Here is a 12,672-nt window from a genome sequence, read left to right as displayed (position 1 = left end):
TTACTCCTTTTCGTGATTTGGGCGGTGCCTATATCTTACTTCAAATTCCTCAGATTGACCACCATGTCGCTCTTGCCGGTGGCCCAGTAGTCCAGGATCACCCGGGCCAGGAGCAGCGGGGACTTGGGCAGGGCGTCCACCACGTTGCCCGCGGTATGGGGCGTCATGGTCAGGTTGTCCAGCTCCAGCAGGGGGTCGCCGGCGGGGACGGGCTCGTCCCAGAACACGTCCAGGGCCGCGCCGCCGATGGTCTTGTTCTGCAGGGCCTCCACCAGGGCGTCCTTGTCCAGTACGCCGGCCCGGGAGGTGTTGATCAGGTAGGCGGTGGGCTTCATCCAGCCCAGCTGCTCCCGGCCGATGCTGTTCTTGGTCTCGGGGGTGAGGCGCAGGTGGAGGGAGATGACGTCCGCCGTGCGGAACAGCTCCTCCTGGGACACCAGGGTGACGGGCAGGCCGATGGCGTCCAGGCTCTCCTGCCTGACAAAGGGATCGTAGGCGATGACCTCCTTCATGCCGATGCCGGCGCCCTTTTTGGCCACCAGCTTGCCGATGTGGCCCAGGCCGACCACGCCCAGGGTCATCTCGCACATGGAGGTGGTGTAGCCGCTGTTGACATAGTCCTTGCGCCAGTTGCCCTGCTTGATGGCCGCGTGGGCCCGGGCGATGTTCCGGGTCTCAGCGAACATGAGGCCGATGGCAAAGTCGCTGGTGCACTCGGCGTTGCGGATGCAGTGGACCACCGGGATGTTCCGCTCCGTGGCGGCGGCCACGTCCACGTGCTCTATGCCGCCCCGGCAGGTGCCGATCAGGGACAGCTTCTTGCCCGCGGCGATCAGGTCGGCGGGCACCGGGCAGAAGTGGGTGAGCAGGATATCCGCGTCGGCGATCTCCTGATAGGCCTCGTCGGGCACCTTCTCGGCGGTGGGGCCGTTCTTCTCCAGGTTCAGGGTGCGGTGCTGGAATTCCTGGCGGCTCTCACAGGGCCACTCCACCGCCTTGACCGTGTGCTCTCTGTCCCCGGCAATGGTGTGAGCGGCCTCCACCAGCAGCTCGCAGGGGACGACGATGTCTCCAATAACCAAGATTTTCAAAGCAGTTTCCTCCATTCGGGCTTTTTGAAGGAGGCATCCGCTTCGCCGCTGGACAGCGAAACGGATGCCTCCCGGCGTTGTGCTTCGTTATGCGGCTGCGGTGGGCGTATCCTTCTTGGTGCCCAGGGCGCAGCGCTCCAGGTAATCCTGAACGCGGACCTTGTTCTTCTTGAAGAGGACGAACAGCACCACGTAGACAGCCACCACGGCGGCGATGACGATGGGATTCATGGTCAGGAAGGCCATGGTGATCACGCCGGCGGTGCAGTTGGACATGATGAAGCCGATGATCAGGGTGCCGCCGGCCAGGGCGGTGATGGCGGCCTCGAAGCCGGCGCCCGCGGCCACCTCGGTGAAGGTGGCGGCCCAGTAGGAGGCCATGGCCAGCTTGGCGCAGAACACGATGCAGGCCATGATCCAGGACTTGAGGATGTTGCCGTTGGAGAGGCTGACGGGCACCTCAACCATGTAGGGCAGGGAGGGCAGCACCATGACGGGCACCACCACGTTACCGGGCAGGATGAAGGCCATGAGGACGGCGAAGGGGATCACCAGCAGGCCGGTGGTCAGGGTGGCGGCCTCGCCGTAGCCCAGGGCGTCGTTGACGGCGATGATGAACTCACGGTTCTGGCCGTACTTGCTCTTCTTCAGCTTCTTGCGGGAGTAGTCGGTGAGGGCGGTGAAGCCGGAGGCGAAGAGGCCGGCGATCTTGGGGAAGATGGCCATGACAGCGGCGCAGGTCACGGTGACGTTGGCCACCTGGCCCCAGGCGGCCATGGTGTTCAGGCGGGTGATGTTGCCCACCACGCCCAGGATGATGCCGACGATGAGGCCGATGTACATGGGCTCGCCCAGGAAGCCGATCTTCTTCTTGATGGCCTCAGGGTCCACGCGGACCTTGTCCAGGCCCAGCTTGCCCAGCAGGATGTTGAGGACCAGGTACATGGGCGCGTCGCCCATGTGGTGGGGCGCGGTCATGGCGCAGTTGGGATAGTGGTAGTAGGTGGACCAGCGCTTCTGCATCACCTCGGCGATGAGGAGGGTCACCAGGTTGATGAACAGCATCAGCACAAAGGCCATCACCAGGTTCTGGGAGAGCTGATAGAGCATGGAGCCCCAGACAATGATGGAGTAGTTGTTCCACAGGTCGGAGGGCATGAAGATATCGGTCACCTTCACCAGCCAGAGGACGATCTGGAAGATGAGGCCCACGCCGATGAAGGCCATGCCGATCTGGGTGGAGTAGGCCACGCTGGCCACGGCCTGCCAGCCGATATCCAGCGCGGGCAGGTTGAGCCCCGTGCTCTCCACGATCTGCTGCACCAGGGGGGAGAGAATGGCGCCGAAGGCGTCGGTGACAAAGGCCATGCCCTTCAGGCCGACGCCCACCAGCACGGCGGAGGCAAAGGACTTCTTGAGGGGCGTGCCGAAGATCAGGCAGATGACAAAGATGATGATGGGCACGGTGATATAGTTGCCAAAGGTGTCAAAAAAGCTCTTCAGCCAGTCGAAAAACACAATTCCCGCTCCCTTTCTGTTTTAATTTTGGGTCTGTCTTTTGGATTCAGGGGCAGCCGTCCTTACAGGTCCAGCTTTCCGATCACGTCCATGAGTTCTTCCACGAACTCCTCCTCGTTGATGCCCACCAGGAAGCCGGTGGCGTTGAGGACGGGGATGCCGTAGATGTCCTCCACGGGGCTGGTGTAGGCGATGAGGTCATAGCCTCCGCTCTGCACCGCCAGCGCCACGCCGCCGGGCGCCACCTCGGTGGCCTCCATGGCGTAGCCCTTCTCGCTGAGCACGTCCTCCAGCTTGGAGGAGAGCATGGCGGAACTCACGGTCCCGGAACCGCACACGGACAGAATCTTGACAGGTCTCATTTATGGTTCGCTCCTTTCAGATTTTGCTTACTCTTCGTTGAGCACGGACAGCGCGTCGAGGATCTCCGCCTTGTCCCTGGAATCCCTCAGCCGCCGGAGCAGGTCTCCGTCCTGGATGATCTTCATCATCTTCTTCAGCATGGCGACCTGACGCTTGGAATCCTGCACCACCAGAGGCAGGACCACCTCGCAGGACAGCTTGGTGTCCTTCTGCCCCATCATGGCGAACTCCACCGGTTTCCGGGGGATAATCACGCCCACCGCGGGTTTGTTCACCAGGGCGTTGTTGGTGTGGGGTATGGCCAGGTTGATGCCCTTTCCGGGCAGGCCGGTGGGAAACCCCTTCTCTCGTTCCGCCACGGCGTCGCCGTAGCCCGGCTTTACATAGCCGTACTTCTCAAACAGGCCGGCCATCAGACGGATGCAGTCCTCTGCGGTTTCCACATCGGCGTCCAGCACCACCAGCCGTTCATCAAGCAGGGTAGCGATTGTCTTCATCTCCCAACGTATTTGCGATGTATCACGCAGCCTCCGGAGCTTCGTTTCTGGTGTAAGAATAGCACAGGCCCGCTTTGGAAAAAAGGCCAGGTTTTTTCACAACATGCACACCTAAATTTGCAAAAATGTGAGCCCCTTTGTGTGAAATGTACGACAAACTTCCGCCGTCAGCCCACCACGATGAGCACCGCCGCAAAGACCGCCACCGCGCTGGCCAGCACCCGCACGATCACCGTGGTGCGGCGCAGGCCGATGGCCTGGTAGCGCTCATAGCTGGCGAACACATAGGGGAACACCGCCGCCAGCACGCCGATGCCCAGCATGGGCAGATACCGCCAGCGGACATCCGGCAGCAGGCCGAAGAAGAAGAGATTGGCCACCACCAGGACCGCCAGGGCCAGATAGAAGGGCATGCGGAACCGTTTGTCCCGTTCCACAAAGGCCTTCACCTGGTCAAAGCACGCCTCACAGCAGCAGGGCAGCTCATGCCGGGCCTCCGGGTTGATGATATAGTCCCGGCTGTCCGTCATCTTCGCGCACCAGAGGTACTTCTCCGGCTGTACCGCTTCCTTTTCCTTTTTCCCGGTGTTTTTCATAGGCTTCCTCCTGTCAGCGGATGGCGTACCGGTCCAGAAGGCGGCAGGCGTCCTCTATGGTCTTCTGCTCCCACAGCGCGTCGGGCAGACCGGAGAGGGCGGCATAGTCCGCCTGCTGCACCATGTACTTCACCTTCCCCGCCTGGGCGGGCACCACGGAGAATTCGTCCAGCCCCATGGCCAGCAGCAGAGGCAGCAGCCGCTCGTCAGAGGCCGCCTCGCCGCACATGCCCACGGGGATGCCCGCCTTGTGCCCGTTGCGGATCACGGTATGGACCGAACGGAGCACAGAGAGATTGCAGGGCGTGTAGAGATACTGCACCCGCTCGTTCTGCCGGTCGGTGGCCGTGGTGTACTGGATCAGGTCGTTGGTGCCGATGGAGAAGAACTCCGCCTCTTCGGCCAGCTTGTCGGAGAGCATCACGGCCGCCGGGGTCTCCACCATAATGCCCAGGGGCACATGCTCCGCGTGGGGCAGGCCTCTGGCGTCCAGATCGGCCATGGCCCGGGCGGTGAGGGCCTTGGCCTCCCGCAGCTCCTCCAGGGTGACGATCATGGGGAACATGATCTTCAGATTGCCGTGGGCGGAGGCCCGGAGAATGGCCCGCAGCTGGGTGAGGAAAATCTCCTTCCGGTCCAGGCACAGGCGGATGGCCCGGTAGCCCAGGAAGGGATTGCTCTCCTTGGGCAGGTCCATATAGCCCAGCTGCTTGTCGCCGCCGATGTCCAGCGTGCGGATAATGACCTCCTTGCCCTCCGCCGCCTCGGCAACGGCGCGGTAGGCCTGGTACTGGAACTCCTCAGAGGGGTAGTCCTGCTGGCCCATGAAGAGGAACTCCGTGCGGAACAATCCGATGCCGTCGCAGCGGTCGGGGCGGAACGCCTTGGCGCTCTCGCTGTCGCCCGAGTTGACGCACACCTGGACCTTGTGGCCGTCCCGGGTGACGGCGGGCTGCTTGGCCGCCTGGGCGTACCGCTCCGCCATGGCCTTCTGGGCCGCATCCGCCGCGGTGAACCGCTCGGCCATCTCCCGGTCGGGCTCCACCGCCGCCCAGCCCTCGTCGCCGTTGAGATAGATCTGCTCTCCCGTCCGGGCGGCGGACAGAATGCCTTCGCAGCCCACCACCGCCGGGATGCCCAGCGTCTTGGCCAGGATCACCGCGTGGGAGGTGACGCCGCCCCGCTCGGTGATGAAGCCGCCCAGCTTGGACTTGTCGATCCGGATGGTGTCCTCCGGCGTCAGGTCCTCGGCCACCAGGATCACCGGGCCGTCCCCCTGCACCTCAACCACGGAGGAGACCCCGTTGAGACGCCGGATCAGCTCGTCGCACACGTTGCGGATGTCGTCGGCACGGGCCTTCATGTAGGGATCTTCCATGGCGGCGAACTTGGCGCAGACCTTGTCCCGCTCGGCGGCCACGGCCCAGTCGGCGGCCACGCCCTCGCTGCGCACCTGCTTCATGGGCTTTTTGAAGAAAAAGTCGTCCCGGGCGATGACGGCGTAGGCCTTCATAATGGCGGAGGCCTCTTCCCCGTTCTCCCTGGCGGTCTTCTCCTTCAGCCCGTCCAGCTCAAAGGCGTAGGCGGCCCGGATGGCCTCGAACCGGGCGATCTCCCCCTCCGGGTCGTCCGTCTGCCGTTTTTCTGGCGCAATCGCCGCCCGGCTCAGCACCAGAGCGGGCAGAAGGGCCTGGCCTCTGGCGCCGGAAAGTCCCTTAAACTCTTTCATGGTTGGTCTCCTCCTTTGGGTGACTGTAAAGCTGCTTCACGCCGTCCACATGGCCCGGCGTGCTGAAATACTGATAGATCTCCTGAAGGGTGTTCCAGTGGGTGTACCGGTCCACCGTACTCAGGCACAGGATGACCCCCGCCTTTGCCCCGTCCCGGCACACCACCCCATCCCGGGAGACCAGGATGCGCACGTCCACCTTGGCGCTCACCTCGCCCTGCATGGGGCAGTGGACCAGCACCGCGTCGGAGTGGAAGCGGTACATCTGTACCTTTCGGTTGCTGAGCAGATTCTGCATTTTATCCGCCAGCCGCTCGCCCTGGAGCCGCTCCGCGCCCAGGAGCACCGCCTCTCCCCACCCGGTGTTGTCAGGCAGAGACACGATGTTCTCCGCGCGCAGCTTCTCCACAAAGGTCTCCGCGGTCTGGGGCGTGCTGCGCCCGCCGTCCCGCCGCTCAAAATAGCGGAACAGGTCGAAGTACAGCCGTTCTGTCTGCATTTCCCCGGATGTGTTCCGCTCCACCATGCGGATGATGTCCTGAATCAGCTGGTCGTGGCGGGCAATGGTGCGGTTGGTCTTGAGCACGTCCATGATCTTCCGCTGGTTGGTCTCCGTCAGGATGGGGCCGGTCTGCACCAGCTTGGCGCACTGCTGCTGGGGGCTCAGGGGCACCAGCGAGACCACCAGAGCGTAGTCGTCCAGCTCCCACTTGCGCACCCGGTCCACCGTGATGACGCTGTACCGGAAGGACAGGCCGAAGAGGTTTTGCAGCTGCTCCTTCACCAGCGTGGCGGTGGCCATATTGCCCGCGCCGATAATCAGCACCTCCTCCTCCGCCGTGGTCTCGGTCTGGGAGAGGAATTTCTCGTTGAGATTGCTGGCAAAGTAGACGCACAGGTAGGACAGCTCATCCTCCGAGATGTCCTTGAGGAACTTGCTGTCGATCTCCAGCATGGCCCGGCGGGTGAAGTCGTACACCGCCGGGTACATCCGCTGGATGTCCTTCACCAGCGGGTTCTTGTCCATGATGCCGTACTTCAGCCGGTAGTACATGGGGCGGATGTGGTGGCTGAGCTGTCCGTGGAGCCGCTCCCGGTTGGGGAAGGTGATGCAGGCGATGCGCTCAAAGTTGTAGATCAGCTGCTCCGCCAGGGCGGCGATGTAGCTGTCCTCCTCCTCCTGGGTGGCAAAGTCGGTGGTCTGGATGCCCAGAAAGAGGGAGGTGATGTAGTAGGTCTCCTTGGGGGAGATGCCCATGCCCAGGATCCCCAGCTTCTGGGCCGAGAACTCCACGGAGCGGTAGGACAGGGTCTTCATCAGGGCAAACTGCTCGTCTCCGCTCATATTGATCTCGTGGCCCTTCCGGCTGCGGATCCAGGACGCCTGGATCATCATGCTCTCAAAGCCGCTCTCGTTGAGGAAGCAGTCGCCCTTAATGTCGGACTCGTACTGTTTGATGAGGCAGCGGCACAGCTTCAGGAAGTCGATGTCGTTGCCGGTGAGGGCCACCGTGCTCTGCTGGAGAAAGCTCTTGACGGCAGAGGTGCCCTCCGGGTTGTTCAGCTTGCGGAACTGGGCCCACAGCAGCTTGCGGATGGTGGCCTCCTCGCCCTCGATCTGATAGCCCACCTTGATGGCGCTGTGGAGCCTCCAGCTCTTCCCGGATCATCTTGATGTCGGCCAGAGCGGTGTTTTTGCTCACGTCAAAGGTCTCCATCACGCGGTTGATGGTGACCACCTCGCTGGCCAGGGAGATGTAGAGGATCTCCATGGCCCGGCGCTCGGCGACGGAGAAGAAGTAACTGCTGTTCTTGCGCAGCTGGCGGTCCAGGGCCGCCCGGTCGGAGATCTCCGCCCGGATGCGCTGCCCGCCGATCACCAGGCGGCCCATCCGGTACTGCGCCAGATAGTCGTTGATCTTCTCCACGTCATAGTAAAGGGTCCGTTTGGCAATGCCAAGTACCTGAAGCAGGTAGGAGGAGGTCAGGCCCTGTTCCGCATCCAGCAGACTGCGCAGGATATAGGTCTGTCGGCTCTTTAATTCCACTTGCGCTCCTCCATTCCGTTTGTCTCGTCAGTCGGGCAGATTGTGCAGCAGCGCGGAGACCGCCTGGGCCGCCTCCCGCTCATCGCTCCCCTCCACCTGGAGCATAACCTCCATACCGGGCAGGATGCCGCCGGAGAGCACGCTGATGATGCTCTTGGCATTGATCTCGTCGTCCTCATGGACCAGGATAATGTCGCTTGCGTACTTGGAGCTGACCTCGACCAGCTCGGAGGCCGGACGGGCGTGCAGGCCGCTCTGATTCTGAATGGTGATTTTTTCCTCGTACATAATGAGTTCCATCCTTTCTGTTCTGCTGTTTTCCCTATGGAAAGGTTCTCTTTTTTGATTGACCTCATCTTAGCACGCCGCCCTCCTGTTGAACATTACCAAATCAATGCGTGTTATTTTTCCGACATTGTGCAAAAAGCATATCAGCCCTCCTTATGGCCCAATTCTTACACGGTCCAACCCGATGTTCAAAAAATGGAGCCATGGTCTTCCCATGGCTCCATTCTGTTTCATCCTGTGCCCCGTATTCTATTTGTTCTGCTCCAGCCACTTCTTCAGCTGCTCCGCCATGGCCGAGGAGCCCTGCTCCTCCCGGCGGTCCTGCTGCTCCAAATAGCGGCGCACATCCCCCTTGCCTGCTGATTTCTCCGAGCGGCGCTTCTTGAAGTCGCTCAGCTTCTCCCGGTAGCCGCACACACAGGCGAACATCTGCTTCTCCCCCTCGCCCCGCAGCTCCATCTTCTTATGGCAGTTGGGGCAGCGGGCGTTGGTGATCTGCTTGACGCTGCGGCGGTAGCCGCACTCCCGGTCGGGACACACCAGCATCTCCCCCCGCTTGGTCTTGACCTTGAGCAGGTACTTGCCGCAGTCGGGGCATGGGGTGCGGGTCTGGTTGTCGTGGTGGTAGGACGCGTCGCTGGCCTTGACCTCGCTCACCAGCCGGGAGGCGTAGGACCGCATCTCCCCCACAAAGGCGCTCTCCTTCTCCCTGCCCTGGGCGATATCCCCCAGCCGCTTCTCCCATTTGGCGGTGAGCTGGGCGCTGCGCAGGTCGGAAGGGGCCAGCTCCACCACCTGGATACCCTTGGAGGTGGGATAGAGCTCCTTGCCCCGCCGCTCGATGTAGAAGGCGGAGAACAGCTTCTCGATGATGTCCGCCCGGGTGGCCGGGGTGCCCAGGCCGCCGGTCTCCTCCAGGATGCGGGACTGCTCCGCGTCCTTCACCTGGGCCTGGGGGTGCTCCATGGCGGTGAGGAGGGTGGCCTCGGTGTACCGCTTGGGGGGCGCCGTCTTGCCCGCGTTGATCTGCAGCCCGGTCAGCTTGATCTTGTCCCCCTGGCTCAGGGGCGGCAGGTTCTGCTCCGCGTCCTCGTCCTCGGCGGCGCCCTCGTCCTCCTCCAGGGTGAAGCAGCTGTAGGCCGCCTTCCAGCCCTGGTCCTTCACGATCTTGCCCCGGGCGGTGAAGGTCTCCCCGTCCACCGTCATGGTCAGGCGGATCTCCTCGTAGGTGAAGGGGGGCAGCAGCACCGCCAGGAACCGGCGGACCACCAGGTCGTAGATGTTCCGCTCCGGCCCGGTGAGCCGCCACAGGTCGGGCTGCTCCTCGGTGGGGATGATGGCGTGGTGGTCGGTGACCTTGGCGTTGTTGACCAGATACCGGGTCTGGAGGGGACGATTGCGCATGATCTGCTGGGCCAGGGGCTTGTACTCGTCCACCATCACGCTGCGCAGACGCTCCGGCAGGGTGGGCACCACGTCGTCGGAGATGTAGCGGGAGTCGGTGCGGGGGTAGGTGAGCACCTTGTGAATCTCGTAGAGATTCTGCATGATGGACAGCGTCTCCTTGGCGGAGTAGGCGTACTTCCGGTTGGCGTCCCGCTGGAGCTCGGTCAGGTCGTAGGCCGGGGGCGGCGGGGTCTGCTTCCAGGTCTTCTTCACCTGGGTGAGCACGCCGGTCTTGCCCTCCAGCTTCTTGGCCAGAGCCTCGGCCTGCGCCCGGTCAAAGATCCTGGCCTGGCCCTTCTTGTCCCGCCAGGTGGCAGTGAAGCCGGGAGTTTTGGCCACCAGGGTGAAGAAGTCCTTGGGCACGAACCGGCGGATCTCCTGCTCCCGGTCCACGATAAGGGCCAGGGTGGGGGTCTGGACCCGCCCGGCGGAGAGCTGGGCGTTGAACTTGCAGGTCAGGGCCCTGGTCACGTTCAGGCCCACCAGCCAGTCGGCCTCGCTGCGGGCCCGGGCGGAGCGGAACAGGTTGTCGTACTCCGATGCCGGGCGCAGGTGGGCGAAGCCCTCCTTGATGGCCTTGTCGGTCTGGGAGGAGATCCACAGCCGTTTGGCCGGCTTCTTCCAGCCCGCCTTCTCCATGATCCACCGGGCCACCAGCTCGCCCTCGCGGCCCGAGTCGGTGGCGATGACCAGGTCGGAGATGTCTCCCCGGCGCATGAGGGCCTGGACGGCCCGGAACTGGCGGCCGGTCTGGGGGATGACCTGGGTCTTCATCTTCTCGGGCAGCATGGGCAGGGTGAGCATGTCCCACTTGGCCCAGGCCTTGTCGTACTCCTCCGGGGGCGACAGCTCCACCAGATGGCCCAGGGCCCAGGTGACCACATATCGGTCCCCCTCCAGGCAGCCCTCTCCCTGGTGTTTGCAGCCCAGCACCCGGGCCAGCTCCCGGCCCACAGAGGGTTTTTCTGCCAGTACCAGCGTCTTGGACACCGTCCTCACGCTCCTTTTTCGAAGTCATAGCAACAGTATAACCCGGCGGCGGGAAAAAGGCAATCCGCCCCCTCAGCCCAGGTCGGGCTCCGCCGCCAGGGTCACGGTCCCGGGGGAGCGTCCCTCGCTCTCGAAGAGGATGAGCTCGTTCTCCCCCTCCTTGAGCATGGGGCCGGGGATGTACAGCCTGCGCTGGGGGCCGATGTCCCAGAAGCGGCCGATATTCACCCCGTTGAGCAGGGCGCAGCCCTTGCCCCAGCCCGTGGTGTCCAGGAAGGTGTCCCCCCGCTCCTCCGGGCGGAAGGTGAAGCGGTAGAAGGCGGGGCCCGCCGCCCGGCCGACGAACTTCAGGCCCTCCAGCCCCTCCATGGGCAGGGGCCAGGCCTGCCAATCGGTCACCGGCACGCCGTCCAGCAGCACCGGACCGTCGATGCCCTTGCGCTGCCGGGCCATCCTGGGGCCGTAGTTCACCCGGCCCAGGTTCTCCACCAGGATGTCCAGGCGGGTGTCACGCTCCAGCGCCCAGTCCACGCTGTGGGGGCCCTCCAGCGCCCGGTCCATCAGGGTGAGCGCCGGCACGCCGTCCAGGAAAATCAAGGCCCGGTCCGCCGCGTTTGTCAGTTCCAGACACTTGGCCCGGGTCCCTGCGGGCAGGGTGGTCCGGTAGAGGATATACCCGCAGCTCTGGCCCAGCCGCTCCATGGATCTGGGGGTGTCCAGCGCCACGGGCTGTCCCAGACTGTCCAGGGCGTCAAAGAGGCCCACCCGGCCCGACGCCTCCAGAGCGCCGTAGCCCCGGCGGACGATCTCCGTGGTCAGCTCCACCCGGGGGATGGGGGCGTATTTCCCGATGACCCGCTGGAAGGCCCGGTATTTCTCCGTCTCCCGGCCGTCCTCGGTGAGGGGGGAGTCGTAGTCGTAGGAGGTCACGTCGGGGGTGAGGTGGTCAAAGTAGTTGGAGCCGTTGTACAGCCCCGGGTTGGTGCCGCCGTGGAACATGTAGAAGTTCACGCTGCCCCGGCGCAGGATCTCATCCAGGTCGGCGGCGTTCTCCTCCGCCCCGGCGGTGTGGTGCACGTCCCCCCAGGCGTCAAACCACCCCACCCAGAACTCGGTGACCATCAGCGGGCCGCCCTTGGCGTGGGGCCGGAGCACCTCCAGCTTCTCCGCTGCGCCGGAGCCGAAGTTGACGGTGGACAGCGCGCCGACCATGCCGCCCCGGTCCAGGGCGTGCTCGTCCAGGTTGTCCGCCGTGATGAAGGGCACGGTGGCGCCGTTCTCCCGCATCAGCCCGGCCAGGCCCTCCAGGTAGGCCGGGTCCTCCCTGCCCCAGACGCCGAACTCATTCTCCACCTGCATCAGGAGCACCGGCCCGCCCCGGTCGATCTGCATGGGGGCCAGCTCCTGGAAGAGCCGCCTGTAGTACCTGGCCACGTGGGAGAGAAAGGGGCCCTCGGAGGACCGGAGGGGCATATCCTCCCCGGACAGCAGCCAGGCGGGCAGACCGCCGAACTCCCACTCGGCGCAGATGTAGGGCGAGGGGCGGACGATGGCGTACAGTCCCACCGCCTGGGCCGTGCGCAGAAAGGCGGCCAGGTCCAGCCCGCCCTCAAAGCGGAACTGTCCCGGCGCAGGCTCATGGAGGTTCCAGGGCACATAGGTCTCCACGCAGTTGCAGCCCATGGCCCGCAGCTTCTCCAGCCGGTCCCGCCAGTAGGCCGGGTGGACCCGGAAGTAGTGGATGGCGCCCGAGATGATTTTGAAGGGCGCGCCGTCCAGGTAGAATTGCTCTCTGATTTCAAAGCGGCTCATATGATGCCTCCCTGTCCGGGACGGCGTGGCGCCGCCCCTGTGCTGTGGACCATCTTACCACAACGGCGCGTTCCCGGCAATCGTCAGGCCGCGCCCTGTTCCGGCCCGGATAAAAAAATAGCCGTCCCCAACTGGGACGGCTATTTTTGCACAATTGTGCGGTTATTTCACTACTTTGCCCTTGAAGATCACGTTGCGGATGGACAGGTCTCTGTTGAGCAGCACCACGTTGGCCCACTTGCCGCTCTCCAGGCTGCCGCACCGGCTGTAGATGCCGATGGCCCGGGCCGGGTT

12 protein-coding genes are annotated in these 12,672 nt (G+C 63.9%); all 12 read right to left on the bottom strand.

The window, feature by feature from the left end; translation table 11 throughout:
- Nucleotides 1–35: 35 nt before the first annotated feature.
- Nucleotides 36–1,091 (bottom strand): 2-hydroxyacid dehydrogenase, encoded by a 1,056-nt coding sequence (locus Q0K23_RS07475; protein ID WP_294520048.1) that lies wholly within the window; start codon nt 1,089–1,091, stop codon nt 36–38.
- An 87-nt stretch (nt 1,092–1,178) separates the two neighbouring features.
- The gene (locus tag Q0K23_RS07470) at nt 1,179–2,609 is read right to left on the bottom strand and encodes a PTS galactitol transporter subunit IIC (protein ID WP_294520045.1); all 1,431 of its coding nucleotides are present in this window, start codon (nt 2,607–2,609) and stop codon (nt 1,179–1,181) included.
- A 62-nt stretch (nt 2,610–2,671) separates the two neighbouring features.
- Complete coding sequence (locus tag Q0K23_RS07465; RefSeq protein WP_294520042.1) at nt 2,672–2,971, bottom strand: PTS fructose transporter subunit IIB; 300 nt, start codon at nt 2,969–2,971, stop codon at nt 2,672–2,674.
- A gap of 27 nt (nt 2,972–2,998) precedes the next feature.
- Nucleotides 2,999–3,469 carry a PTS sugar transporter subunit IIA gene (locus Q0K23_RS07460; RefSeq protein ID WP_294520038.1) on the bottom strand — a complete coding sequence of 157 codons (471 nt, stop codon included), beginning with the start codon at nt 3,467–3,469 and terminating at the stop codon, nt 2,999–3,001.
- A 167-nt stretch (nt 3,470–3,636) separates the two neighbouring features.
- Complete coding sequence (locus tag Q0K23_RS07455; protein WP_294520035.1) at nt 3,637–4,065, bottom strand: hypothetical protein; 429 nt, start codon at nt 4,063–4,065, stop codon at nt 3,637–3,639.
- Between the two features lie 13 nt (nt 4,066–4,078).
- Nucleotides 4,079–5,794 carry a phosphoenolpyruvate--protein phosphotransferase gene (ptsP, locus tag Q0K23_RS07450; protein ID WP_294520032.1) on the bottom strand — a complete coding sequence of 572 codons (1,716 nt, stop codon included), beginning with the start codon at nt 5,792–5,794 and terminating at the stop codon, nt 4,079–4,081.
- Nucleotides 5,781–7,052, bottom strand: a complete 1,272-nt coding sequence (locus tag Q0K23_RS07445) for a PRD domain-containing protein (protein WP_294520172.1) — start codon at nt 7,050–7,052, stop codon at nt 5,781–5,783. The genes ptsP and Q0K23_RS07445 overlap by 14 nt, the downstream gene beginning before the upstream one ends.
- Before the next feature lie 175 nt (nt 7,053–7,227).
- Entirely contained in the window at nt 7,228–7,842 is a 615-nt protein-coding gene (locus Q0K23_RS07440; RefSeq protein ID WP_294520029.1) for a hypothetical protein, read from the bottom strand.
- Between the two features lie 27 nt (nt 7,843–7,869).
- Nucleotides 7,870–8,130, bottom strand: coding sequence for an HPr family phosphocarrier protein (locus Q0K23_RS07435; RefSeq protein WP_294520026.1), 261 nt, complete (start codon nt 8,128–8,130; stop codon nt 7,870–7,872).
- Between the two features lie 249 nt (nt 8,131–8,379).
- Nucleotides 8,380–10,566, bottom strand: a complete 2,187-nt coding sequence (locus Q0K23_RS07430) for a DNA topoisomerase III (RefSeq protein ID WP_294520023.1) — start codon at nt 10,564–10,566, stop codon at nt 8,380–8,382.
- A gap of 72 nt (nt 10,567–10,638) precedes the next feature.
- The gene (locus Q0K23_RS07425; RefSeq protein WP_294520020.1) at nt 10,639–12,378 is read right to left on the bottom strand and encodes a beta-galactosidase family protein; all 1,740 of its coding nucleotides are present in this window, start codon (nt 12,376–12,378) and stop codon (nt 10,639–10,641) included.
- Between the two features lie 162 nt (nt 12,379–12,540).
- Nucleotides 12,541–12,672: amidohydrolase family protein (locus tag Q0K23_RS07420; protein WP_294520169.1), on the bottom strand; the 132-nt coding region annotated here is incomplete at its 5' end.

Origin of the sequence: uncultured Pseudoflavonifractor sp. (assembly GCF_944387275.1) — a bacterium.
In the GTDB taxonomy this organism is placed as follows: domain Bacteria; phylum Bacillota; class Clostridia; order Oscillospirales; family Oscillospiraceae; genus Pseudoflavonifractor; species Pseudoflavonifractor intestinihominis.
This window is presented reverse-complemented; position numbering and strand designations above follow the sequence as displayed.